The following is a 23,600-nucleotide window of genomic DNA, read 5'->3' on the forward strand; positions in this document are numbered from 1 at the left end:
GGCCTCCGCAGCGGATGTGCGCCAAATGCTAGACGGCAATCGAGGGCAGGGCCAGTCCGGTCAGCGATTGCGCGCTGCTGGCCTGCTCCGCCAGCAACCAGTCGACAAATCGCTCGACCAGTTGCCCGCGTCGTTTACGTTGTGGCTGCACCACGTAGTAGCCGAAGCGCGAGATCACCGTGTCGCTGATCGGCCGGCACAGCCAGTTCTGCTCGAGCAGGTTATCCACCAGGTGCCGCCAGCCGATGGCCACGCCCTGGCCGGCAATCGCCGCCTGGATCAGCAGGGTGTAGTTGTCGAAACGCAACTGGCCGGGCGTGGGCGCTACGGCGATCCCCAGCTCGCGGAACACGCCAGCCCAATTGAACCATTGGCTGTTGGTCTCCTGACGCAGGTGCAGCAGCGGGTACTCGGGCAAGGTCTGCACGCTCAGTGGCCGGGCCTGATCCTTGAGCCACTGGGGGCTGCACACCGGGAATACTTCCTCGTTGAATAGCCACAGGCTGTCGCCCTGCTTGAAGCGGCCGTCGCCAAACAGCACCGCCACGTCGATGTCGCTGCGCAGGCTGGCGTGGTTGCGTTCGCTGGTCACCAGGCTCACGTCCACCTGCGGGTAGGCCTCATGAAAACGGTGCAGGCGCGGCATCAGCCAGTAGGCGGCGAAGGCAAAGTCGGTGGCCACCTGCAGCACTTCGTGCTGGTCCTGCTGGGTGATCGCGCTGAGGCCCTGATTGATGCCCTGCAAGCCGCCCTGCACATGCTCGAACAACAGCGCGCCGGCGTCAGTCAGTTCAATGCCGCGGTAGATGCGATCAAACAGGCGGATCGCCAGCTGTTCTTCGAGGCGTTTGATCTGCTGGCTGATCGCCGGTTGGGTGGCGCCCAGCTCCATCGCCGCCGCCGTAAAGCTGCGGTGGCGCGCAGCGGCTTCGAAGGCGCGCAGCAGGTCGAGGGACAGGTCGCCGAGGGCTTCATACATAAGCTGTGCTTATCCTAGACATTGCTTTTCATGGGCTTTACCCCACTTTTCCTGGGCTGCATGCTCACTGGCATAAACACCGCCTATGGAATGCCGATAGATCATGAAGCGCAAGAACATTCTTTTCATCATGGCCGATCAAATGGCCGCGCCGATGCTGCCGTTCTACGGACCTTCCCCAATCAAGCTGCCCAACCTGAGCCGTCTTGCCGCCCAGGGCGTGGTGTTCGACGCCGCCTATTGCAACAGCCCGCTGTGCGCACCGTCGCGCTTCACGCTGGTCAGCGGCCAGCTGCCGAGCAAGATCGGCGCCTACGACAACGCGGCGGACTTTCCCGCCGATGTGCCGACCTACGCCCACTACCTGCGCCGCCTGGGCTACCGCACCGCGCTGTCGGGCAAGATGCACTTTTGCGGCCCCGACCAGTTACACGGTTTTGAAGAACGCCTGACCAGCGATATCTACCCCGCCGATTACGGCTGGGCAGTGAACTGGGACGAACCGGATGTGCGCCCCAGCTGGTTTCACAACATGTCATCGGTGCTGCAGGCCGGCCCGTGCGTGCGCACCAACCAGCTGGATTTCGACGAGGAGGTGGTGTTCAAGGCCCAGCAGTACCTGTTCGACCACATTCGCGAGGACGGCGACCGGCCGTTCTGCCTCACCGTGTCGATGACCCACCCTCACGACCCGTACACCATTCCCAAACCGTTCTGGGACCTCTACGACGACAGCGACATCCCGTTGCCCGTGACGCCTGCGCAGAGCGACCTCGACCCGCATTCCCAACGGCTGCTCAAGGTGTATGACCTGTGGGACAAGCCGCTGCCGGTCGACAAGATCCGCGATGCGCGCCGCGCCTACTTCGGCGCCTGCAGCTACATTGACAGCAACGTCGGCAAGCTCCTGCAAACCCTGGAAGACACCGGCCTGGCCGACGACACGATCATCATCTTTTCGGGCGATCACGGCGACATGCTCGGCGAGCGCGGCCTCTGGTACAAAATGCACTGGTTTGAAATGGCTGCCCGCGTGCCGTTGCTGGTGAGTGCGCCAGGGCAGTTCGCCGCCGGCCGCGTCACGTCGGCCGTGTCCACCGCCGACCTGCTGCCCACCCTGGTGGAACTGGCCGGCGGCGCACTCGACCCGCGCCTGCCGCTGGACGGCCGCTCGCTGGTGTCGCACTTGCAAGGGCAGGGCGGGCACGACGAAGTGTTTGGCGAATACATGGCCGAAGGCACCATCAGCCCCTTGATGATGATTCGCCGGGGCGCCTGGAAATTCATCTACAGCGAAGACGATCCGTGTCTGCTGTTCGATGTGCACAACGACCCGCACGAGCGGGAAGACCTCAGCCAGTCACCGGAACACCGGCCGCTGTTCGAGGCGTTTTTGACAGAGGCGCGGGCCAAATGGGACATCCCGGCGATCCACCAGCAGGTGCTCGCCAGCCAACGCCGTCGTCGCCTGGTGTTCGAGGCACTGACCCAGGGCACGCTCAAGAGCTGGGACCACCAGCCGCTGGTGGACGCCAGCCAGCAATACATGCGCAACCACATCGACCTCGACGATCTGGAGCGCAAGGCACGTTATCCACAACCCTGCCAGAACCAATAAACAGACAGAGGGAAGGTCATGCAAAAGTTGACGGTGATACTGAGCATTCTGGCGCTGGCCAGCGCCAATGCGTACGCAGACACACGTTGCGAAACGGTAAAAATGGCTGACCCGGGCTGGAGCGACATTGCCGCAACCAACGCCATTACCGGTTTCTTGCTGACGGGCATGGGCTACACACCCAAGGTCGACACCCTGGCGGTGCCGATTACTTTTGGCGGGCTCAAGGACGGCAAAGTGGATGTGTTCCTCGGCAACTGGATGCCGGCGCAGCAAGGCTTTTACGACAAGTTCGTGGCCAATGGCGATGTGGTGCAACTGGCGAAGAACCTCGACGGCACCGAGTTCACACTGGCCGTGCCGGATTATGTGTGGGATGCGGGGGTGCATGATTTTGCCGACCTGAACACATTCGCCGACAAGTTCGACAAGAAGATTTACGGCATCGGCTCCGGCGCGCCGGCCAATATCTCGCTGCAGGAGATCATCAAGAAGAACGACTTCAACCTGGGCCAGTGGAAACTGATCGAGTCGAGCGAACAGGCGATGCTCGCCGAAGTGTCGCGGGCGGTGAAGAAGCAGCGCTTCGTCACCTTCCTTGGCTGGACGCCGCACCCGATGAACGTGCAGTTGAAGATGCATTACCTCAAGGGCGGCGAGCAGTACTTTGGCGATACCGGCAGCGTCTACACCCTGACCCGCAAGGGTTATGCGCAGGCCTGCCCGAACGTGGGGAAACTGCTGACCAACCTGAGTTTTACCCAGGACATGGAGAACAGCATCATGGCGCAGGTGGCCAACGACAAGGTCAGCAACGCCGAGGCCGCGAAGACGTGGATCAAGGCCAACCCTGCGGTGCTCGACAAGTGGCTTGATGGGGTGAAGACCGTGGATGGCAAGGACGCATTGGCGGCAGTCAAAGCCCAGCTCTAAAGCCCCACCGCTGCCCTTTGTGGGAATGGGCCAGCTCCCACACAAGCCAGCTCCCACAGGGGCGTGTGGGTGCTGATAATCTTGAGTCAAATCTTTCAAGCCGAGTTACAGATGCCCCGGCCCACTCGCTACACACTCTTTCCCTTCCTCGCCTGGCTGGCGAATCAAACCCGCGCGAGCGTCGGACGGGACGCACTGGTCGGTCTCAGCGGCGCCGTACTTGCCCTGCCACAGTCGATTGCCTACGCGCTGATCGCCGGCCTGCCCCCCGAATACGGCCTGTACGCAGCCATCATCCCGGTGCTGATCGCCTGCCTGTGGGGTTCGTCCTGGCACCTGATCTGCGGGCCTACGGCGGCGATTTCCATCGTCCTCTACGCCAGCGTCAGCCCATTGGCCGTGCCGGGCTCGCGGGACTACATCAGCCTGATCCTGCTGCTGACGTTCCTGGCTGGCGTGTTCCAGTGGCTGCTCGGCCTGCTGCGCTTCGGTGCGCTGGTGAATTTCGTCTCGCACTCCGTGGTACTCGGCTTCACCCTCGGCGCCGCCGTGGTCATCGCATTGGGGCAGTTGCCCAACCTGCTGGGGCTTGAACTGCCGAGCCAGACCACCGCCCTCAACAGCCTGCTGGCACTGATCGAACATCGCGGCGAGTGGGACCACGCCTCGCTCATCCTGGGCCTCGGCACCTTGCTGCTGGGCGCGTTGCTCAAGTACCGGGTGCCGCGCTGGCCGACGCTGTTGATCGCCCTGACCCTGAGCAGCCTGGCCGCGTGGCTGTGGCCGGCGATGTTCGGGCACGTAGCGCGGGTGAGTGGGTTTGTCGGCAAGCTGCCGCCGTTCAGCCCGTTGCCGATGGACCTGGACGTGATTCTGCGCCTGCTGCCCGGCGCCGTGGCGGTGGGCATGCTGGGGCTGGTGACCAGCCTGTCGATTGCGCGCGCCTTGTCGGCGCGCTCGCAGCAATTGCTCGATGCCAACCAGGAAGTTCGTGCGCAGGGTTTATCCAATATGGTCGGCGGATTTTTTTCCGGCTATTTGTCGGCCGGTTCCTTCACGCGCTCGGGCCTCAACCTTGAGGCGGGCGCCTGCTCACCACTGGCCGGGGTATTTTCGGCGCTGTGGGTGGCGTTGTTCGCGTTGTTTGGCGCGGCGTTGATCGCCCGGATCCCGATCCCGAGCATGGCGGCGAGCATTCTGCTGATTTGCTGGGGCCTGGTGGACCGTCGCGCTATTGGCGCGTTGTTCCGGGTCAGTCGCGCGGAATTCGTGGTGATGAGCCTGACGCTGTTGGCGACTTTGCTGCTGGAGTTGCAGACGGCAATTTATGCGGGGGTGCTGGCCTCGCTGTTTTTCTACCTCAAGCGCACGTCACAACCCAGCGTCCAGCACTGGCGCGACGGTGAAGATGATGTGCTGCGGGTGGGCGGCTCGATCTTTTTTGGCGCCAGCCATTACCTGCAGGTGCGCCTGCAACGACTCGCGGGGAAACGGGTGGTGATCGAGGCGCAACAGATCAATTTCATCGACTATTCGGGGGTGGAGATGCTGCACCAGGAAGCACGGCGGTTGCAGGGGTTGGGACGCAGCCTGACCTTGCGCCGGGCTCGGCCCCAGGTGGTAGAGGAGCTGAGAAAGCTGGAAGGCGCCGACCGTTGCCCCATCCATTTCGAAGACTGAGCCCCTCCCATAATAGGATGGGTGTCAGGCCAACTGTCGGCGCAGTTCAGCCAGCACCGGCGCCGAATCCGGGCGCACACCGCGCCACAGGAAGAATGCTTCGGCCGCTTGCTCAACCAGCATGCCCAGGCCATCCATCGCGATCGCCGCGTCGTGTTCGCTGGCCCAGCGACAGAACGCAGTAGGCTGCTGGGCATACATCATGTCGTAGCAGAATGTCCTGCCCGGGTCGATCAGGCTGCCCGCAATCGGCGGTACATCGCCTGACAGGCTGGCCGAGGTGGCGTTGATGATCACGTCCACCGGCTCACGCAGCCAATCGAAACCGCTGGCCGACACCGGGCCCAAGTCGTCGAACAACTCGGCCAGTGATTCGGCTTTCTCCACGGTGCGGTTGGCGATGATCAGCGACGCGGGTCGCTCGGCCAGCAATGGCTCCAGCGCACCACGCACCGCGCCACCGGCGCCCAGCAACAGGATGCGTTTGCCTTCCAGCGTCAGCCCGGCGTTGACCACGAGGTCGCGCACCAGGCCGGCGCCATCGGTGTTGTCGCCCAGCAAGGTGCCATCGCCCAGTTGGCTCAGGGTGTTGACCGCACCGGCGCGCCGCGCCCGCTCGGTCAGGCTGCTGGCCAGGCGGAACGCCTCTTCCTTGAACGGCACGGTGACATTGGCGCCCCGCCCCTGCAGGAAAAACTCACGGGCACAGCCGGCGAAATCCTCCAGTGGCGCAAGCAGGGTGCTGTAGTCCAACTGCTCGCCGGTCTGCTCGGCGAACATACGGTGAATCAACGGCGACTTGCTGTGGCCGATGGGATTGCCGAACACCACATAACGGTCCATCACTGTGCTGCCTTGGGCGGCGCAATACCCAGCCAGTCGCGGTCCTGCAGGAAGTAGTCGGTGAGGCGCGCTTCTTCACTGCCGGCCTCGGCCTTCCAGTCGTAGCTCCAGCGCACTTGCGGCGGCAGCGACATCAGGATCGACTCCGTACGCCCGCCCGATTGCAGGCCGAACAGGGTGCCACGGTCGTAGACCAGGTTGAACTCGACATAACGGCCCCGGCGGAATTCCTGGAATTGGCGCTGCTGCTCGGTGTACGCCATGGCCTTGCGGCGCTGCAGAATCGGCAGGTAGGCGTCGATGTAGGCATTGCCGATGGCCTGCATGAACGCAAAGCAGGTGTCGAAATCCCACTCGTTCAAGTCATCGAAGAACAGCCCGCCGATGCCGCGCGGCTCGTTGCGATGCTTGATGTGGAAGTAGGTGTCGCACCAGGCCTTGTAGCGCGGGTACACGTCCGGGCCGAACCGCGCGCAGGCTTCTTCGGCCACGCGGTGCCAGTGGATGCAGTCTTCCTCAACGCCGTAGTAGGGCGTGAGGTCGAAGCCGCCACCGAACCACCACACCGGCTCTTCGCCTTCTTTTTCAGCAATGAAAAAGCGCACGTTGGCGTGGGACGTCGGCACATGCGGGTTGTGCGGGTGGATCACCAGCGACACCCCCAGCGCCTCGAAGCCGCGCCCGGCAAGCTCCGGGCGGTGGGCACTGGCGGAGGGCGGCAAACCGCTGCCGAATACGTGGGAAAAGTTGACGCCGCCTTTTTCGATCACCGTACCGTTCTCGATCACACGGGTGCGCCCGCCGCCGCCGGCAGGCCGGGTCCAGGCGTCTTCGATAAAGCGAGTGTCCGTCTCGAAAGCTTCCAGAGCGCTGCAGATGCGGTCTTGCAGATCGAGCAGGTAGGCTTTGACAGCCTCGGTGCGGGTAGTCATGAGGTCACCTTGAATCGGGCAAAGCAGCGCGAAGCCATGGGGCGTCGGCGGCAAATGGGCGCACAGGATAACACTGCACCTGCCGCCGCCGCAGTTGACGAAGGTCAAGCTTAGGAGTCCGATAGGAGGCTACGCGAATTCGAACCTGAGGAGATGTGCAGATGGCCAAACGTATCCAGTTCAGCGCCCATGGCGGCCCCGACGTGCTCGAGTACGTGGACTACACGCCCGCAGAGCCCGGCCCACAACAGGTACGGGTGCGCAATGAGGCCATCGGCCTGAACTTCATCGACACCTATTTCCGCAGCGGCCTCTACGCACCGCCGGCCTTGCCATCGGGCCTGGGTGCAGAAGGTGCGGGCGTGGTCGACGCGGTGGGCAGCGAAGTCAGCCAATTCAAGGTGGGCGACCGCGTGGCCTACGGCAGCGGGCCGCTCGGCGCCTACAGCGAACTGCATGTGCTGCCGGCCGCCAACCTGGTGCACCTGCCGGACGACATCAGCTTCGAACAGGCGGCCGGCGCGATGCTCAAGGGCCTCACCGTGCAATACCTGTTGCGCCAGACCTATGAGGTGCAGGCAGGCGACACCATTCTGTTCCACGCAGCCGCCGGTGGCGTGGGCTCCCTGGCCTGTCAGTGGGCCAAGGCGCTGGGCGCGAAGCTGATCGGCACGGTCAGCTCGCCGGAAAAGGCCGCGCTGGCCAAATCCCTCGGCGCCTGGGCAACCATCGATTACAGCAAGGAAAACGTCGCACAGCGTGTGCTGGAATTGACCGACGGCAAAAAGGTGCCGGTGGTGTACGACGGCGTGGGCAAGGACACCTGGCTGACGTCTCTGGACAGCGTGGCGCCACGGGGTCTGGTGGTGAGCTTCGGCAATGCGTCGGGTGCCGTGGACGGGGTGAACCTGGGGATTCTGTCGGCGAAGGGCTCGCTGTATGTCACCCGGCCGACGCTGGCGACTTATGCCGGCAACGCGAAGGACTTGCAGGTGATGGCCGATGACCTGTTTTCGATGATCAAGAGCGGCAAGGTGCGCATTGATATCAACCAGCGCTATTCGCTGGCGGAGGCGGCGAAGGCGCAGACAGAGCTGTCGGGGCGGCGGACTACAGGGTCGACTATTTTGTTGCCTTGAGGGCCTCATCGCGGGCCAGCCCGCTCCCACCTGTTGACCGAGTTGGAATGCGATCAAGTGTGGGAGCGGGCTTGCCCACGATAGGCGCGACGCGGTCTCAGGAAGGCCGCACCACCTCACCCGTGACCAGGTTGCGAATCAGGCTCGGGTTCTTGCGCCCACCCAACGCGCCCCCCAACACCCGATCCACCTGCCCACGAAAATACTGCTCCACGCGAATCCGCGAGCGGGCGGCCGGGCGGCCCTGGGGGTTGGCCGAGGTGGAAATCAACGGGCCCACCAGCGAGCACAGGTCCCGCACCAGCGGGTGATCGGTGACCCGCAGCGCCACCGTGTCGTGCACACCGGTCACCCATTCCGGCAATAAATCCTGATGAGGCACCAGCCAGGTGTTCGGCCCTGGCCAGGTGCTGGCCATGCGGTCGATCCAATCCTGCGGGAAGTCTTCGAACAGAAAGTCGAACTGGCGAATCGTGTCCGCCACCAGAATCAGGCCCTTGTCCACCGAGCGGTTCTTGATCGCCAGCAGGCGGTCCACCGCTTCTTCGTTCCACGGGTCACAGCCCAGGCCCCAGACGGCTTCGGTTGGATAGGCAATCACCGCGCCTGCGCGAATTTCCCGTGCGGTTTCCAGCACACGCCACCTGTTGACCATTTGCTCACTCTCCAGACAAAAGCTCTGCGCAGTTTACCGATCTTCCTTACAAAACCCAGCTACAAAGCCTGGCAGCGCGCAAGCCAACGCCCGCTCTCGCTGATCACCTGACCTTCGAGCTCCAGTTCCGTGAGGGTGGCAAGTACCTGGGACAACGGTCGTCCGCTGGCAATCGCCAAAGCCTCGCTGGTGTGCGGCGCGGCATGCAGCAACGCTACCAGCGGATGAGTGACCGGCAGCGGCGCAGGGCGTGACAAGGCCTGCCAGCCGCGCAATCCTTCGAGGATATGCTCGATGGTTTCCACCAGCATCGCGCCATCGCGGATCAACTGATGACAGCCCTTGGCCCCGGGATGATGGATGGACCCCGGAATCGCATAGACCTCGCGCCCTTGCTCGGCCGCCAGTTTCGCCGTGATCAGCGAACCGCTGGCCATGCTCGCTTCCACCACCAGCACCCCCAGGGACAGGCCACTGATGATGCGATTGCGCCGCGGGAAGTTGCCGGCCTGGGGCGCGGCGTCCAGCGGGAACTCGGAAACCACGGCGCTGCCCTGGTCAATCATCGCGGCGGCGAGCCGCCGGTGGCGCTGTGGATAAAGATTTTCCAGGCCGGTGCCGAGCACGCCGATTGTCTGGCCTCCCACGTCCAATGCGGCCTGATGCGCAGCGCCATCGATTCCCAGAGCGAGGCCGCTGGTGATGACAAAACCGGCGCTCGCCAGGCTGCGGGAAAACGCGGCAGCGGTGTCCATGCCGGGACGCGAAGCACGACGGCTGCCGACCATCGCCAGTTGTGGTTTTTCCAGGATCAGCGGGTCGCCGGCGACGAATAACAGCGGTGGCGCGCTATCGATCTCGGCAAGCAAGGCGGGGTACTCGGGTTGGTCCCACATCAGTAAATGCTGGCCCGCACGCTCAAGCCAGGCCAATGCCACAGCGGCGCCCTCACGGACTTCGGGGCTGCGCCGAGCGTCGGCGCTGCTGGCCGGCAACCCGAGTGAACGCCAGGCACTGGCCGGCGCACTGATGGCGCTGGAGGCCGAGCCGAACGCTTCGATCAGCAGCTGAAAACGCTTCGGGCCCAGTTCCGGCAGCCGGTGCAGGCGCAGCCTTGCTTCCAGTTCTGATGGGGATATTTCGTTGCGGTTTATCGCGAGCATAGGATCATCCTTGACCGGAACAACTTGTGGATAACTCTGTTGGTAACTTATTTAGCAACCTATTCATTGTGTTTGACGGCTGTCTCAAAGCGGTCCTGTACGGCCAGCGGTTGGGAGGCCTTGAGCACCAGGCCGTAGCTGAGTTTTTCGTAAGTGCGAAACACCAGCAGGGTGCCCGCGCGTGCATCGGGAAGGGTCACCAACGCGCCGGTAAGAACGTCGCGCACGCTGGCGCCGGCTTTGATTACGCTGAGCACCTGGCCTTCGATCAGGCCGTCCCGGCGCCCCTTGTTCAGGGTCACGGCGTCAAGTACGCCGATCTGGGTCACACCCTTGGGGATATCGATGATCGTGCCTTCGATGAAAGGCCCAGGCTGCGCAGCGTCCAGGCGTTTCAGCGCAATCGGCGACGGTGCGCGGAGCAGGCGGTCGCCAGGACGTATCTCCTGAGTGATCCGCTGAACGGCAAGCGTGCTGAGGTCGCCGGCGGTTATAAACCGCGCAGTGCCGATGTCGTCGGCGTTGACGCCCAACAACTCCTGGGTTCGAGGATCGGTGTAGGACTTGCCGCGTCGGAATATTCCGTAAATGGGCTGGGAAGGGTCCAGGTTGCCTCTGGCATGCACGCGCTCATCGTTGGCGCCCAGCACACGGCCGGCGCCCGCCGCGATGATGTAGGGTGCATTGTCCAGGTCCTGGGGTGAGTCAAAAATGCGGTTGTGCAACAAAAACCGCTGGATGGCCTGTTGCGTGGTGTGATCCAGGCGTGGGCCAGGCGGGGGGATCAGGGCCGTGGCAAACGGGGCCCAGAGCAGCAAGACGAGTAGCGATTTCCTCATGGGGTGAATCTCCTTTATTATGTGCGTTCGCGTGAAACGTCAGCGCCTTCGCGGCTTTCGAACGTTTCACACCGGCTGCCTGGGTCCATCCCACCGCCGATTTGCCTCTACCTCACATGTGCAGCAATTACGCTTATGGCTATTTTGAACATCCTCGAATTTCCCGACTCGCGCCTGCGCACGATCGCCAAGCCGGTGGCCGTAGTGGACGACAAGGTTCGTCAGTTGGTCGATGACATGTTTGAAACAATGTATGAAGCGCCGGGCATCGGTCTCGCCGCGACCCAGGTCAATGTTCACCTGCGCGTGGTGGTCATGGACCTGTCCGAAGACCGCAGCGAGCCGAAGGTGTACATCAACCCCGAGTTCGAGCCGCTGACCGACGAGATGGGCGAGTACCAGGAAGGCTGCCTGTCGGTGCCGGAGTTCTACGAGAGCGTCGAGCGCCCGCTGCGCGTGAAGATCAAGGCCCTGGACCGCGACGGCAAGCCCTTCGAACTGATTGCCGAAGGCCTGCTGGCGGTGTGCATCCAGCACGAATGCGACCACCTCAACGGCAAGCTGTTTGTCGATTATCTGTCCACGCTCAAGCGTGATCGGATCAAGAAGAAGCTGGAAAAAAAGCATCGCCAGCAAGCTTGATGCCTCCTTCCAAAGGCTTGCTGCGGCAAGCCTTTTTCTTTTGTGACTGTTTTTAACCGAGACCTCCCATGACCGAGCCACTGCGCATTGTTTTTGCCGGTACACCCGAATTTGCCGCCGAACACTTGAAGGCGCTGCTTGCCAGCCCTCACGCGATCGTCGCGGTGTACACCCAGCCGGATCGCCCGGCCGGTCGCGGGCAAAAACTGATGCCGAGCCCGGTCAAGCAACTGGCACTTGAGCACAACATTCCCGTGCTGCAGCCGCCGACTTTGCGCAACGCCGAGGCTCAGGCCGAACTGGCCGCGCTCAAGCCCGACCTGCTGGTGGTCGTGGCCTACGGCCTGATCCTGCCGCAGATCGTGCTGGATATCCCACGCCTGGGCTGCATCAACAGCCACGCGTCGCTGCTGCCACGCTGGCGCGGTGCGGCGCCGATCCAGCGCGCCGTAGAAGCCGGTGACAGCGAAAGCGGCGTCACCGTGATGCGCATGGAGGCAGGCCTGGACACCGGCCCGATGCTGCTCAAGGTCACCACCCCCATCACCGGCGAAGACACCGGTGGCAGCCTGCACGACCGCCTCGCCGAACTGGGCCCGCCCGCCGTGATCCAGGCCATCGCCGGCCTCGCCGACGGCAGCCTGCAAGGCGACGTGCAGGACGACAGCCTGGCCACCTACGCCCACAAGCTGAACAAAGACGAAGCGCGCATCGACTGGAGCCGCCCGGCCGTGGAACTGGAGCGCCTGGTGCGTGCGTTCAACCCGTGGCCGATCTGCCACAGCACGCTCAATGGCGAGGCGTTGAAAGTGCTGGCCGCTTCCCTGGCCGAAGGCGAGGGCGCGCCGGGTGAAATCATCGGCGCCAGCAAGGACGGTCTGGTGGTCGCGTGCGGTGAACAGGCGCTGTGCCTGAACCGTCTGCAACTGCCCGGTGGCAAGGCGCTGAACTTCAGTGATTTGTTCAACAGCCGCCGTGAGAAATTTTCCCTGGGCACCCTCCTTGGGGTGGCCGCGCAATGAACCCACGTCTGGCCGCCGCCAAGGCCCTGGCCGCCGTCCTCAACGGCAAGGCTTCGCTGAACAGTTCTCTGCCGCCCCAGTTGGACAAGGTGGAAGACCGCGACCGCGGCTTCACCCAGGACCTGGCCTTTGGCACCGCCCGCTGGCAGCCGCGTTTGTCGGCGTTGGCAGCCAGACTGCTGCAAAAGCCGTTCAAGGCTGCCGATGCGGACGTGGAGGCGCTGCTGTTGGTGGGCCTTTATCAACTGCTGTACACCCGTGTGCCGGCCCACGCCGCCATCGGCGAAACCGTCGGTTGCGCCGACAAGCTGAAAAAACCCTGGGCCAAGGCGCTGCTCAACGCCGTGCTGCGCCGCGCCCAGCGTGAAAGCGAAACGCTGCTGGCCGAGCTTGAGCACGACCCGGTGGTGCGCACCGCCCACCCGCGCTGGCTGCAAAAATCCCTCAAGGCGTTCTGGCCCGAGCACTGGGAAGCCATTTGCGCCGCCAACAATGCACACCCGCCGATGATCCTGCGGGTTAACCGTCGCCATCACCGCCGTGACGCCTATTTGCAGTTGCTGACCGATGCCGGCATTGCAGCCGCCGCCTGTGTGTACAGCATCGATGGCATCGTGCTCGAAGCGGCTGCCGATGTACGCAGCCTGCCGGGCTTCGCCGAAGGCTGGATCAGCGTGCAGGATGAAGCCGCGCAACTGGCCGCCGACCTGCTCGACCTCGCCCCCGGCCAACGCGTGCTCGACGCCTGTTGCGCCCCCGGCGGCAAGACCTGTCACATCCTGGAAGTTGAAAAAGACCTGGCCGGTGTCGTCGCGGTGGACCTCGAAGCCAAGCGCCTGGTGCGCGTGCGGGAAAACCTCGCGCGTCTGGGCCTGAGCGCCGAGCTGATCGCCGCCGATGGCCGTGACACCGCCACCTGGTGGGACGGCAAGCCGTTCCAGCGCATCCTGCTCGATGCGCCATGCTCGGCCACCGGTGTGATCCGCCGTCACCCGGATATCAAGCTCACCCGCCAAGCTGACGACATTGCTGCCCTGGCCGTGCTGCAAGGCCAATTGCTCGACGCGCTGTGGCCGACCCTGGAAGTGGGCGGCATTCTGCTCTACGCCACATGCTCCACGTTGCCGACCGAAAACACCGAGGTCATCCAGGCCTTCCTCGCGCGCACCAGCGGTGCGCGCGAGCTGGACCTGGCCACCACGGCCGGCATCAAGCAGCCCCACGGCCGTCAACTGCTCGCGCAGGAAGGCGGACACGATGGTTTCTACTACGCCAAACTGATCAAGATCGCCGCCGCGCGCGGCTGAACGGTTTTAAGGGAGTGACCGGATGAAAATCATCATCCTCGGGGCAGGGCAGGTGGGTGGCAGCCTGGCCGAACATTTGGCCAGCGAAGCCAACGACATCACCGTGGTCGACACCGACGCCGAGCGCCTGCGCAACCTCGGCGACCGCCTGGACATTCGCACGGTGCAAGGGCGTGCGTCGTTCCCGACGGTGCTGCGTCAGGCCGGTGCCGACGATGCCGACATGCTCGTGGCCGTGACCAACAGCGACGAAACCAATATGGTCGCCTGCCAGGTCGCCCACACCCTGTTCCACACGCCAACCAAGATCGCCCGCGTGCGCGAAGCGGCCTACCTGACCCGCGCCGGCCTGTTCGACAATGACGCGATTCCGGTAGACGTGCTGATCAGTCCGGAACAGGTGGTCACCCACTACATCAAGCGTCTGATCGAAATTCCCGGCGCCCTGCAGGTGATCGACTTCGCCGGCGGCAAGGCGCAGCTGGTAGCCGTGAAGGCCTACTACGGCGGGCCGCTGGTCGGCCAGCAACTGCGCCAGTTACGCGAGCACATGCCCAATGTGGACACCCGCGTGGCCGCGATTTTCCGCCGCGACCGACCGATTCTGCCCCAGGGGGACACCGTGATCGAAGCCGACGACGAGGTGTTTTTCATCGCGGCCAAGGCGAATATTCGTGCCGTGATGAGCGAAATGCGGCGGCTGGATGAGACCTACAAGCGCATCGTGATTGCCGGTGGCGGGCAGATTGGTGAGCGCCTGGCCGAGGCCATCGAGAGCCGCTACCAGGTCAAAATCATCGAGATGAGCCCGGCGCGCTGCCGGCATTTGTCCGACACCCTCGACAGCACCGTCGTGCTGCAAGGCAGCGCCTCGGACCGAGACCTGCTGATGGAAGAGAACATCGCCGACGCCGATATCTTCCTGGCACTGACCAACGATGACGAGGCCAACATCATGTCTTCGCTGCTGGCCAAGCGGCTGGGCGCCAAGAAGGTGATGACCATCATCAACAACCCAGCGTATGTCGACCTGATTCAGGGCGGCGATATCGACATTGCGATCAGCCCGCAACTGGCAACCATTGGCACCTTGCTGGCCCATGTGCGCCGTGGCGACATCGTCAGCGTGCACTCCCTGCGCCGTGGCGCGGCAGAGGCCATCGAGGCGATTGCCCACGGTGATTCGAAGTCCAGCAAGGTGATCGGCAAGGCCATCCGCGATATCGGCCTGCCGCCGGGCACCACCATTGGCGCGATCATTCGCGACGAGGAAGTGCTGATTGCCCACGACGACACGGTGATTGCCAGCGGCGACCACGTCATCCTTTTCCTTGTGGATAAAAAACATATCCGTGACGTGGAGAAGCTGTTCCACGTGGGCTTGAGTTTTTTCTGATCGAACGGAGTGGCTGCGATGCTCGAATCCCTGGAAAAAATGCTCGCCAAGGGCGTGGATAATTCACTGCTGCGCTTTGGCTTGGGCAAGGGTTATCTGGACTTGAAGGACAACGCCCGCGCGGCTGAGCATCTGCATAAATGCGTTGAGTTCGATCCAAAGTATTCAGCGGCGTGGAAGTTGTTGGGCAAGGCCCATGCAGGCTTGGGTGATAGCGCTGCAGCGCGGCTGGCGTGGGAGAAGGGCATCGAAGCGGCCCAGGCCCATGGCGACAAGCAGGCCGAAAAAGAGATGACGGTGTTCCTGAAGAAACTCGACCGCCAGATTTAACCTGAACCCAATGTGGGAGGGGGCTTGCTCCCGATAGCGGGGTGTCAGCCAATCTATGGCTAGCTGACAGACCGCCATCGGGAGCAAGCCCCCTCCCACACTGGTTTTGTACCTACCTTGAGTCAATACCAGCGCGCTTCACCCGGCGGGCGTTTCTTGAAGCGCTTCATGCTCCACATGTACTGGCTCGGGTAGGCGCCGACATAACGCTCCACCACTTTGCTCATCGCCGCGCAGGACGTGGCGGTGTCGGTGCTGTACATGTCTTCGGGCGCCGCTTCCAGGATCACTTTGTAGCCCGAGCCATCCGGCAGGCGCAGGGCGTGCAGGAACACGCCCACCGCTTTGTGGCCTGCCAGCATGTTCGGCACGAACTTGCTGGTCAGCGCCTGGGTGGCGAAGAACGGCACGAAAATCCCGGCCGATTCCGCCGGCTCAGGGTCCGCAGGGATGCCCACCTGGCCGCCTTTACGCACTTCCTTGATCACGCTGAGAATGCCTTCCTTGGTCGACGCCGCCACGCGGTTGCCCAGCTGTACGCGCTGTTTGCGTAGCAGTTCATCCACCGCCTTGAGCTTGGGCGGACGATAGAAAATGATCGGTTTGCATTGGCTGCAATAGAAGTGATTGAGCACTTCCCAGTTGCCCAGGTGGCTGGTGATGCCGACCACGCCTTTGCCCGACGCCAGCGCCTGGTGCAGCACCTCCAGGCCCTCGACCTCCCGCACCAGATCGATGGAGCGCTGCGCCGGCCAGATCCAGGCGCAGGCACTTTCGGTGAGGGACTTGCCGATGTCCATGAGGCTGCGACCCACCAGTTGCTCGCGCTCGGCGGGGTCCATGGCCGGGAAGCACTTGGCGAGGTTGATCCGCACCGTGTCGCGGGAGCGGTTGGGGGTTTTCCACATGATCCAGCCAATGGCCGTGCCGACAGCCTGGACAGCGCGCCAGGGCAGCAGGGCAAACAATCGCAGAGCGCCTACCAGCAAGGCGCCTTTAAACTTTTCCACAGGTCACTCCTGATCGTGTGTGGTGCGCAAAGCCGGCATTCTAACCGGCGTTGGCCAGGTCCGCGTAACGGTCGCAGTCCACGGTGTGGTCCATGACCATGCCCGAGGCCTGCATGAACGCGTAGCAGATGGTCGGGCCGACAAAGGTGAAACCGGCTTTCTTCAAGGCTTTGCTCATGGCTTCGGCCTGCGGCGTAATCGCCGGGACCTCACTGCGGTCCTTGAAATGATTGACCTTGGGCGCGCCGTCGACAAACGACCACAACCACTGCACCGGGTCTTCCAGCGCCAGCCAGGCCGCGGCATTGCGCCGGGTGGCGTTGAGCTTGAGACGGTTGCGCACAATGCCCGGGTCGAGCATCAGCGTGTCGATTTCAGCATCGCTCAACTGCGCCAAGCGCTGCGCGTCAAAGCCGAACAACACCTTTCGGTAGTGTTCACGCTTGCGTAAAACCGTGATCCAGGACAGGCCTGCCTGGAACCCTTCGAGCAAAAGCAACTCGAACAAGCCCTGCGCATCGCGCAGCGGCGTTCCCCACTCCTGATCGTGATAAGCCATGTACAGCGGATCTTCAGAACACCAAAAGCAGCGTGGCATAAGGCTCCAGGGGATGGTGGCGCGGCCGAATCGGGTATACTCCCGCTCTTTAAATCGCAGCCCAAGTAACAGGTGAATTTCGTGAGCCAGCCTACGCCAGCCGTGCGTACCTTCCAAGACTTGATCCTCGCCCTCCAGCAATACTGGGCCGAGCAAGGTTGTGTGGTACTTCAGCCCTACGATATGGAAGTAGGCGCCGGCACTTTCCACACCGCCACCTTCCTGCGGGCCATTGGCCCGGAAACCTGGAACGCCGCTTATGTGCAGCCCAGTCGTCGCCCGACTGACGGCCGCTACGGCGAAAATCCGAACCGTCTGCAGCACTACTACCAGTTCCAGGTGGTGTTGAAGCCGAACCCGGACAACTTTCAGGAACTGTACCTGGGCTCGCTCAAGCATGTGGGCCTGGACCCACTGGTGCACGACATCCGTTTCGTCGAAGACAACTGGGAGTCGCCAACCCTGGGCGCCTGGGGCCTGGGCTGGGAAGTCTGGCTCAACGGCATGGAAGTGACGCAGTTCACCTACTTCCAGCAGGCCGGCGGCATCGAATGCTACCCGGTCACCGGCGAAATCACCTACGGCCTCGAGCGCCTGGCCATGTACCTGCAAGGCGTGGACTCGGTCTACGACCTGGTGTGGGCAGACGGCCCGTTCGGCAAGGTGACCTACGGCGACGTGTTCCACCAGAACGAAGTGGAGCAGTCCACTTACAACTTCGAACACGCCAACGTCGACAAGCTGTTCGAACTGTTCGACTTCTACGAAAGCGAAGCCAAGCGCCTGATCGAACTCGACCAACCGCTGCCGTTGCCGAGCTATGAAATGGTGTTGAAGGCGTCCCACACCTTCAACCTGCTGGACGCCCGCCGTGCCATCTCGGTGACCGCGCGCCAGCAATACATCCTGCGTGTGCGCACCCTGGCGCGTTCCGTCGCCCAAGCCTACCTGCTGGCTCGCGCCAAGCTGGGCTTCCCGATGGCAACCGAGGATTTGCGTGATGAAGTGTTGGCTAAGCTGGAGGCTGCACAATGAGTGCTCAAGATTTTTTGGTTGAACTGGGCACCGAAGAGCTGCCACCCAAGGCACTCAACACCCTGGCCGATGCGTTCCTGGCCGGTATCGAGAAAGGCTTGCAAAGCGCCGGCCTGAAGTTTGAAGCGAAGAAAGTCTACGCCGCGCCGCGCCGTCTGGCCGTGCTGCTGACCGCGCTGGAAACCCAGCAGCCGGACCGCAGCATCAACCTCGACGGCCCACCGCGTCAGGCCGCTTTCGATGCTGAAGGCAATCCGACTCAAGCGGCCCTCGGGTTTGCCAAGAAGTGTGGCGTCGAGCTGAGCGAGATCGACCAGAGCGGCCCGAAACTGCGGTTCAGCCAGGTGATCACCGGCAAGCCGACCGCCAGCCTGTTACCGACCATCGTTGAAGATTCCCTGAATGACCTGCCGATTCCCAAGCGCATGCGCTGGGGGGCGCGCAAGGAAGAGTTCGTGCGCCCAACCCAGTGGCTGGTGATGCTGCTCGGTGACCAGGTCATCGACTGCACGATCCTCGCCCAGAAGGCAGGCCGTGATTCCCGTGGTCATCGCTTCCACCATCCTGAAGCCGTGCGCATCACCTCACCGGCCAACTACGCCACTGACCTGCGTGCCGCCTACGTGCTGGCAGACGCCAATGAGCGTCGCGAACTGATCAGCAAACGCACCGAAGAGCTGGCCCGCCTGCAGGAAGGCACCGCCATCGTGCCGCCAGGCCTGCTCGACGAAGTGACCGCGCTGGTGGAATGGCCGGTGCCGCTGGTGTGCTCTTTCGAGGAACGTTTCCTCGATGTGCCACAGGAAGCGCTGATCACCACCATGCAGGACAACCAGAAGTATTTCTGCCTGCTGGATGCGGACGGCAAATTGCTGCCGCGCTTTATCACCGTAGCCAACATCGAAAGTACGGACCCGCAGCAGATCATCGCCGGCAACGAGAAAGTCGTCCGCCCGCGCCTGACCGACGCCGAATTCTTCTTCAAGCAAGACAAGAAGCAGAAGCTCGAAGACTTCAACCTGCGCCTGCAGAACGTGGTGTTCCAGGAAAAACTCGGCAGCGTCTACGACAAGGCCGTGCGCGTTTCCAAACTGGCGGCCTACATTGCCCAGCGCATTGGCGGCGATGCAGCCTGGGCCGCGCGTGCCGGCCTGCTGTCCAAGTGCGACCTGGCCACCGAGATGGTCGGCGAGTTCCCTGAGATGCAAGGCGTGGCGGGTTACTACTACGCCCTCAACGACGGCGAGCCGGGCGATGTGGCGCTGGCACTGAACGAGCAGTACATGCCGCGCGGTGCTGGCGCCGAACTGCCAACCACCCTCACCGGTGCGGCCGTGGCCATCGCCGATAAGCTGGACACCCTCGTCGGTATCTTCGGTATCGGCATGCTGCCCACCGGCAGCAAAGACCCGTATGCCCTGCGCCGTGCTGCCCTGGGCGTGCTGCGTATCCTGATCGACAAGAAGCTGGACCTCGACCTGACTCAGGCCGTGGTGTTTGCTGTCGGCCAGTTCGGCGCCAAGGTCAAGCAGGCTGGTCTGGCCGAGCAAGTGCTGGAGTTCGTGTTCGACCGCCTGCGTGCGCGTTACGAAGACGAAGGCGTGGACGTTTCCGTGTACCTGTCGGTGCGTGCCCTTCAACCAGGTTCGGCACTGGACTTCGATCAGCGTGTGCAAGCCGTACAGGCCTTCCGCAAGTTGCCCGAAGCCAATGCCCTGGCCGCCGTGAACAAGCGTGTGTCCAATCTACTGGGCAAGGCCGACCACCTCGGCACCGCCGAAGTCGACCCGGGCCTGTTTGCCGATGCCAAGGAGTTTTCGCTGAACTCGGCCATCGCCAAGGCAGAAAACGCGGTGAAGCCGCTGATCGCCGAACGCAACTACGCCGAAGCGCTTGCGCGCCTGGCCACCCTGCGTGAGCCGGTGGATGCGTTCTTCGAAGCGGTGATGATCAATGCCGAAGATGCCGGCGTGCGGAAAAACCGCTACGCCATGCTGGCGCGTCTGCGTGGACTGTTTATCAACATCGCTGACATTTCCGTACTGGGCTGATCATGTTGAAACTGCTGATTCTCGATCGGGACGGGGTGATCAATTACGACTCCGACGCTTACATCAAATCGGTGGCTGAATGGATACCACTGCCCGGCTCGATCGAGGCCATCGCGCAGTTGAGCAAGGCCGGCTGGACGGTGGCAATCGCCACCAACCAGTCCGGCATCGCCCGCGGCTATTACGACATTGCCACCCTGGACGCCATGCACGCGCGCCTGCGCACGTTGGTGGCCGAGCAGGGCGGTGAGGTGGGGCTGGTGGTGTACTGCCCCCACGGGCCGGACGAGGGCTGCGATTGCCGCAAACCCAAGCCTGGCATGTTGAAAATCATTGCAGAACATTACAAGGTACCGTTGGCTGGGATATGGTTCGTCGGGGACAGCCTCGGTGACCTGGAGGCGGCCAAGGCCGTCGACTCTCAGCCAGTTTTGGTGAAGACCGGGAAAGGCGAAAAGACCCAGGCGAAAAACCTGCCGGTAGGCACCTTGATTTTTGACGATCTGGCGGCGGTTGCCGCAGAACTTATCAACAACTAGCAGCAGCCCTCGACTTCCTGGCCAAGGACTGTTCGGGAGTGCGCTTTAAACAGGCGGGCCGTGTCCCGCAACGGTAAATGCCGCCATGTCGATTTTGCAGGCCATCAGAACCTTTTTCTTTTACCTGCTGTTGGGCACCAGTTCCTTTCTCTGGTGCACCCTGAGCTTTTTTATCGCGCCTTTCCTGCCATTCAAGGCGCGCTACCGCTTCATCAACGTCTACTGGTGCCGCTGCGCGTTGTGGCTGTCCAAGGTGTTCCTGAACATCCGTTTCGAGGTCAAGGGCGCAGAGAATGTGCCGGATCAGCCTTGCGTGATTCTGTCGAACCACCAGAGCACCTGGGAGACTTTCTTCCTGTCGGCGTACTTCTCGCCGTTGAGTCAGGTGCTCAAGCGTGAGTTGCTCTACGTACCGTTCTTTGGGTGGGCGATGGCGATGCTGCGTCCGATCGCCATCGATCGCGACAATCCCAAGGCCGCGCTCAAACATGTGGCCAAAAAAGGTGATGAGCTGCTCAAGGACGGTGTGTGGGTGCTGATCTTCCCCGAAGGCACTCGCGTGCCCTATGGCACCGTGGGCAAATTTTCACGAGGTGGTACCGCGCTGGCGGTCAACGCCAACCTGCCGGTGCTGCCGATTGCGCATAACGCCGGCAAGTTCTGGCCGAAAACTGGCTGGGCCAAACGCCCAGGCACTATCACCGTAGTGATCGGTGAACCGATGTATGCCGAAGGCGAGGGCCCGCGTGCCATTGCGGCGCTGAATGAGCGTGCGCAGGCGTGGAACCAGGCGCAACAGAGGGCAATGGGTTCGTTGCCACCCGAGCCCATCGTGGTGGATACGCCAGTGATATGAGGTTCTGTGGATAACCTGTGTACGGTTTGTTGGCTAATCGGCTTTTTATGCATATAAATATCTGATTTATATACATATTTCATCAGCCAATAAAAAAGCGAAAAACGTGCATAAGTTTTTTCGGCATTAAAAAACCGGTCCTTGTGACCGGTTTTTTATGCACAGGACAAAAGCTGTCTCAGAAGTCATCCAGCAGGGGAAGGCGCAGACTGAAGGTAGTGCCTTTGCCAAGGGTACTTTCGCAACTGATATGCCCTTTATGCCGTTCAACGACCGCCCTGACCATGGTCAGTCCCAAACCGAGGCCCTCACTGCCCTGAGCGGACTCGAAGCGCCGGTACTGGCTGAACAGCTCGGGCAAATCTTCGGCCGCGATACCTGCACCCTGATCGCTGATATGGCATTCCAGCCAGCCTAGAGTGCTACTGTGGCGCAATCTTACGGTGGTGCCGGAAGGAGAATATTTGATCGCGTTCTCCAGCACGTTGAACAACGCCCGGGTAAGCAGCGATTGATCGGCTGACACCATGCCGTCGTCAGCCTCGTCCAGGTCATGGAGCAGGTGGATGCCCTTGAGTTGAGCGATCACTGCCACTTGATCGAACGCATCCATCACCAGCATCGCGAACAGGGTCGGCTGGAAGTGATAACCATCGGCCTCGGCTTTGGCCAACTGAACAAATGACTCAGTGAGGTTCAGGGCGCGTCGCACCTGTTGCTCGATCTGGGCGAATACCGGGGAACCACCGCTGTGTATATCCAGCAGCGCAAGAATCGCCGAATGGGGCGCACGCAGGTCATGGGACAGGAAGCGCAGCATGGTTTCCCGGTGCTGCTGGGCCTCGCGTTCTTTGCTCAGGTCGGTCAGGCTCAGCAACCAGCCCAGGGCGACATCACCTTCTGCAGGTAGCAAAGGCGCAATCTCCATGCGCAAGCTGCGTTGGTGGATATCGCGAAACTCAACGAGCTCGAGCGCCGAGAGGGCAGGGCGCACGCCATTGTGCAGGGGCGGGTAACCCAGGTCCGCCAGTTGCTCAAGCAAATTGTGGCTCACCAGCTCATTGCCGAATACTTCCCGGGCAATCCGGTTGGCCAGCAGGATACTGCCGCGCGGATCAGTAATCAGTGTCGCCACCGGCAAACATTCCAGGCCATCGGCCATGAAGCGGCGGGTGTCACGCGTACGGCTGACGGCCTGCTCGAGCGCAAAGATCCGTCCCTGCAACACATCCCCCTTACTGGCAGGCGCACGGCGACGTTCCGGCAGCACTTTGGGTTCATCATCCAGGCGCGCCAGCTCCCAGCCGAAATAGGCGAGCACCGCACTCAAACGGCGCCAATTCCAGATCAGGTAGCTGAGCAGCAATCCAATCAGGCAGGCGCCAGGCGACCACCAATGGCCCATGCGCAACAGGGCCAATGAGCCAAGCACTGCAGTGGCCATGCAACCCAGCGTCATCCACGACGCGTATCGCGGCCGGTAGAGCAATAGACCGAGCAGCAAGGCCACCAGCGAGGTCGACATCAGTGCTGCCAGCCAACCGGGCACCTGCACGATAGTGCGCCCACGCAGCAGACCACCCAGTACGTCGGCCTGAATCTGCATGTCGGCAGAGGACAGCGCGGCGAGCCTGCGAAGGCCGTCATACAACGGATTGTCGAGGGCAAGGAATGGGTTAAGGGATAGATAGGCTGTGAGAGGCAACAACAGTAGGCCTATCCAAAGCCACTCGCGAACCAGGCCGTTGAACATGCGTTGGGCTTGGGTGGGTTGGCGCTTTTCCGGCTGGCCCCATAGCTTCATCGGTTGGCCACCGCAGGCCGACATATAGATGGCAGGCGTGTGATAAGGAATGTCATAGACCTCGGTTTCTCCTTCCAGGCCATGCTCGTCGCAAGCCAACAAGTGGGCGTGATTTGAACCCAGTGAAACGTATTTCCAGTTCACTGAATAGGCTATTCGATACGGGCGTATCGAACCCTCCCGATAATGTGTCGGCCTAACCTTTTACTTGCCAGCAGTAGTCGGTATC

General features: G+C 62.3%; 22 protein-coding genes. 13 read left to right on the forward strand and 9 right to left on the reverse strand.

Going from position 1 to position 23,600, the window contains the following annotated elements; translation table 11 throughout:
* Positions 1-28: 28 nt before the first annotated feature.
* Positions 29-979 carry a choline sulfate utilization transcriptional regulator gene (locus ACXX81_RS22360; protein WP_231422203.1) on the reverse strand — a complete coding sequence of 317 codons (951 nt, stop codon included), beginning with the start codon at positions 977-979 and terminating at the stop codon, positions 29-31.
* 103 nt (positions 980-1,082) lie between these two features.
* Between ACXX81_RS22360 and betC the strand changes: the two genes are divergently transcribed.
* The 3 genes from betC to ACXX81_RS22375 all read left to right on the forward strand — a co-directional run bounded on the left by betC (position 1,083) and on the right by ACXX81_RS22375 (position 5,210).
* The gene (gene betC / locus ACXX81_RS22365) at positions 1,083-2,597 is read left to right on the forward strand and encodes a choline-sulfatase (protein WP_209986764.1); all 1,515 of its coding nucleotides are present in this window, start codon (positions 1,083-1,085) and stop codon (positions 2,595-2,597) included.
* A gap of 18 nt (positions 2,598-2,615) precedes the next feature.
* Positions 2,616-3,530, forward strand: a complete 915-nt coding sequence (choX, locus tag ACXX81_RS22370) for a choline ABC transporter substrate-binding protein (protein WP_231422207.1) — start codon at positions 2,616-2,618, stop codon at positions 3,528-3,530.
* A 111-nt stretch (positions 3,531-3,641) separates the two neighbouring features.
* Positions 3,642-5,210: a SulP family inorganic anion transporter gene (locus tag ACXX81_RS22375; RefSeq protein ID WP_458572419.1), complete on the forward strand. Its 1,569-nt coding sequence runs from the start codon at positions 3,642-3,644 to the stop codon at positions 5,208-5,210.
* A 24-nt stretch (positions 5,211-5,234) separates the two neighbouring features.
* On the opposite strand, the gene aroE is transcribed toward ACXX81_RS22375, so the two are convergent.
* Positions 5,235-6,053: a shikimate dehydrogenase gene (gene aroE, locus ACXX81_RS22380; protein WP_458572420.1), complete on the reverse strand. Its 819-nt coding sequence runs from the start codon at positions 6,051-6,053 to the stop codon at positions 5,235-5,237.
* Entirely contained in the window at positions 6,053-6,985 is a 933-nt protein-coding gene (gene hemF, locus ACXX81_RS22385) for an oxygen-dependent coproporphyrinogen oxidase (protein ID WP_458572421.1), read from the reverse strand. Before hemF ends, aroE begins: the two co-directional genes overlap by 1 nt.
* A gap of 161 nt (positions 6,986-7,146) precedes the next feature.
* Here hemF and ACXX81_RS22390 point away from each other — a divergent pair, with 161 nt between their 5' ends.
* Positions 7,147-8,124, forward strand: coding sequence for an NADPH:quinone reductase (locus ACXX81_RS22390; protein ID WP_209986754.1), 978 nt, complete (start codon positions 7,147-7,149; stop codon positions 8,122-8,124).
* A 97-nt stretch (positions 8,125-8,221) separates the two neighbouring features.
* On the opposite strand, the gene tsaC is transcribed toward ACXX81_RS22390, so the two are convergent.
* Genes tsaC through ACXX81_RS22405 form a run of 3 tightly spaced genes read right to left on the reverse strand, consistent with a single transcriptional unit; the run spans position 8,222 to position 10,781 of the window.
* Positions 8,222-8,779 carry an L-threonylcarbamoyladenylate synthase type 1 TsaC gene (tsaC, locus tag ACXX81_RS22395; protein WP_057006224.1) on the reverse strand — a complete coding sequence of 186 codons (558 nt, stop codon included), beginning with the start codon at positions 8,777-8,779 and terminating at the stop codon, positions 8,222-8,224.
* Between the two features lie 59 nt (positions 8,780-8,838).
* Positions 8,839-9,942 (reverse strand): DNA-processing protein DprA, encoded by a 1,104-nt coding sequence (gene dprA, locus ACXX81_RS22400; RefSeq protein ID WP_209986752.1) that lies wholly within the window; start codon positions 9,940-9,942, stop codon positions 8,839-8,841.
* Positions 9,943-10,001: 59 nt separating this feature from the next.
* Positions 10,002-10,781 carry a peptidoglycan-binding protein gene (locus ACXX81_RS22405; protein ID WP_458572422.1) on the reverse strand — a complete coding sequence of 260 codons (780 nt, stop codon included), beginning with the start codon at positions 10,779-10,781 and terminating at the stop codon, positions 10,002-10,004.
* Positions 10,782-10,916: 135 nt separating this feature from the next.
* Between ACXX81_RS22405 and def the strand changes: the two genes are divergently transcribed.
* The 5 genes from def (at position 10,917) to ACXX81_RS22430 (ending at position 15,478) form a co-directional block, all read left to right on the forward strand.
* On the forward strand, positions 10,917-11,423 hold the full coding sequence (gene def, locus ACXX81_RS22410) for a peptide deformylase (RefSeq protein ID WP_003233625.1): 507 nt from the start codon (positions 10,917-10,919) through the stop codon (positions 11,421-11,423).
* Positions 11,424-11,491: 68 nt separating this feature from the next.
* Positions 11,492-12,445 (forward strand): methionyl-tRNA formyltransferase, encoded by a 954-nt coding sequence (gene fmt, locus ACXX81_RS22415; RefSeq protein WP_231422213.1) that lies wholly within the window; start codon positions 11,492-11,494, stop codon positions 12,443-12,445.
* Positions 12,442-13,752 carry a 16S rRNA (cytosine(967)-C(5))-methyltransferase RsmB gene (rsmB, locus tag ACXX81_RS22420; RefSeq protein ID WP_458572423.1) on the forward strand — a complete coding sequence of 437 codons (1,311 nt, stop codon included), beginning with the start codon at positions 12,442-12,444 and terminating at the stop codon, positions 13,750-13,752. Before fmt ends, rsmB begins: the two co-directional genes overlap by 4 nt.
* Before the next feature lie 22 nt (positions 13,753-13,774).
* On the forward strand, positions 13,775-15,148 hold the full coding sequence (gene trkA / locus ACXX81_RS22425; RefSeq protein WP_209986708.1) for a Trk system potassium transporter TrkA: 1,374 nt from the start codon (positions 13,775-13,777) through the stop codon (positions 15,146-15,148).
* Positions 15,149-15,166: 18 nt separating this feature from the next.
* The gene (locus ACXX81_RS22430; RefSeq protein ID WP_209986705.1) at positions 15,167-15,478 is read left to right on the forward strand and encodes a hypothetical protein; all 312 of its coding nucleotides are present in this window, start codon (positions 15,167-15,169) and stop codon (positions 15,476-15,478) included.
* Positions 15,479-15,600: 122 nt separating this feature from the next.
* On the opposite strand, the gene ACXX81_RS22435 is transcribed toward ACXX81_RS22430, so the two are convergent.
* Positions 15,601-16,488 carry a lysophospholipid acyltransferase gene (locus tag ACXX81_RS22435; protein ID WP_209986702.1) on the reverse strand — a complete coding sequence of 296 codons (888 nt, stop codon included), beginning with the start codon at positions 16,486-16,488 and terminating at the stop codon, positions 15,601-15,603.
* A gap of 40 nt (positions 16,489-16,528) precedes the next feature.
* Entirely contained in the window at positions 16,529-17,086 is a 558-nt protein-coding gene (locus ACXX81_RS22440; RefSeq protein WP_209986699.1) for a DNA-3-methyladenine glycosylase I, read from the reverse strand.
* A gap of 81 nt (positions 17,087-17,167) precedes the next feature.
* On the opposite strand from ACXX81_RS22440, the gene glyQ reads away from it, so the two are divergent.
* From glyQ to ACXX81_RS22460, 4 genes are all read left to right on the forward strand, one after another.
* Positions 17,168-18,121, forward strand: coding sequence for a glycine--tRNA ligase subunit alpha (gene glyQ / locus ACXX81_RS22445; RefSeq protein ID WP_003170711.1), 954 nt, complete (start codon positions 17,168-17,170; stop codon positions 18,119-18,121).
* Positions 18,118-20,172, forward strand: coding sequence for a glycine--tRNA ligase subunit beta (gene glyS, locus ACXX81_RS22450; protein ID WP_458572424.1), 2,055 nt, complete (start codon positions 18,118-18,120; stop codon positions 20,170-20,172). Before glyQ ends, glyS begins: the two co-directional genes overlap by 4 nt.
* Complete coding sequence (gene gmhB / locus ACXX81_RS22455) at positions 20,172-20,711, forward strand: D-glycero-beta-D-manno-heptose 1,7-bisphosphate 7-phosphatase (protein ID WP_173670281.1); 540 nt, start codon at positions 20,172-20,174, stop codon at positions 20,709-20,711. The genes glyS and gmhB overlap by 1 nt, the downstream gene beginning before the upstream one ends.
* Before the next feature lie 85 nt (positions 20,712-20,796).
* On the forward strand, positions 20,797-21,567 hold the full coding sequence (locus tag ACXX81_RS22460) for a lysophospholipid acyltransferase family protein (RefSeq protein ID WP_209986693.1): 771 nt from the start codon (positions 20,797-20,799) through the stop codon (positions 21,565-21,567).
* A gap of 178 nt (positions 21,568-21,745) precedes the next feature.
* Here the strand turns inward: ACXX81_RS22460 and ACXX81_RS22465 are convergent, their stop codons facing one another.
* Positions 21,746-23,470: a sensor histidine kinase gene (locus ACXX81_RS22465; protein ID WP_458572605.1), complete on the reverse strand. Its 1,725-nt coding sequence runs from the start codon at positions 23,468-23,470 to the stop codon at positions 21,746-21,748.
* Between the last annotated feature and the right edge of the window lie 130 nt (positions 23,471-23,600).

Source organism: Pseudomonas sp. GNP013 (assembly GCF_054343995.1).

Excerpts from the sequence above, each read along its gene's own strand:
- ACXX81_RS22360 (WP_231422203.1), bottom strand. The coding sequence starts at position 979 with ATGTATGAAGCCCTCGGCGACCTGTCCCTCGACCTGCTGCGCGCCTTC.
- betC (WP_209986764.1), top strand. The coding sequence starts at position 1,083 with ATGAAGCGCAAGAACATTCTTTTCATCATGGCCGATCAAATGGCCGCG.
- choX (WP_231422207.1), top strand. The coding sequence starts at position 2,616 with ATGCAAAAGTTGACGGTGATACTGAGCATTCTGGCGCTGGCCAGCGCC.
- ACXX81_RS22375 (WP_458572419.1), top strand. The coding sequence starts at position 3,642 with ATGCCCCGGCCCACTCGCTACACACTCTTTCCCTTCCTCGCCTGGCTG.
- aroE (WP_458572420.1), bottom strand. The coding sequence starts at position 6,053 with ATGGACCGTTATGTGGTGTTCGGCAATCCCATCGGCCACAGCAAGTCG.
- hemF (WP_458572421.1), bottom strand. The coding sequence starts at position 6,985 with ATGACTACCCGCACCGAGGCTGTCAAAGCCTACCTGCTCGATCTGCAA.
- ACXX81_RS22390 (WP_209986754.1), top strand. The coding sequence starts at position 7,147 with ATGGCCAAACGTATCCAGTTCAGCGCCCATGGCGGCCCCGACGTGCTC.
- tsaC (WP_057006224.1), bottom strand. The coding sequence starts at position 8,779 with ATGGTCAACAGGTGGCGTGTGCTGGAAACCGCACGGGAAATTCGCGCA.
- dprA (WP_209986752.1), bottom strand. The coding sequence starts at position 9,942 with ATGCTCGCGATAAACCGCAACGAAATATCCCCATCAGAACTGGAAGCA.
- ACXX81_RS22405 (WP_458572422.1), bottom strand. The coding sequence starts at position 10,781 with ATGAGGAAATCGCTACTCGTCTTGCTGCTCTGGGCCCCGTTTGCCACG.
- def (WP_003233625.1), top strand. The coding sequence starts at position 10,917 with ATGGCTATTTTGAACATCCTCGAATTTCCCGACTCGCGCCTGCGCACG.
- fmt (WP_231422213.1), top strand. The coding sequence starts at position 11,492 with ATGACCGAGCCACTGCGCATTGTTTTTGCCGGTACACCCGAATTTGCC.
- rsmB (WP_458572423.1), top strand. The coding sequence starts at position 12,442 with ATGAACCCACGTCTGGCCGCCGCCAAGGCCCTGGCCGCCGTCCTCAAC.
- trkA (WP_209986708.1), top strand. The coding sequence starts at position 13,775 with ATGAAAATCATCATCCTCGGGGCAGGGCAGGTGGGTGGCAGCCTGGCC.
- ACXX81_RS22430 (WP_209986705.1), top strand. The coding sequence starts at position 15,167 with ATGCTCGAATCCCTGGAAAAAATGCTCGCCAAGGGCGTGGATAATTCA.
- ACXX81_RS22440 (WP_209986699.1), bottom strand. The coding sequence starts at position 17,086 with ATGCCACGCTGCTTTTGGTGTTCTGAAGATCCGCTGTACATGGCTTAT.
- glyS (WP_458572424.1), top strand. The coding sequence starts at position 18,118 with ATGAGTGCTCAAGATTTTTTGGTTGAACTGGGCACCGAAGAGCTGCCA.
- ACXX81_RS22460 (WP_209986693.1), top strand. The coding sequence starts at position 20,797 with ATGTCGATTTTGCAGGCCATCAGAACCTTTTTCTTTTACCTGCTGTTG.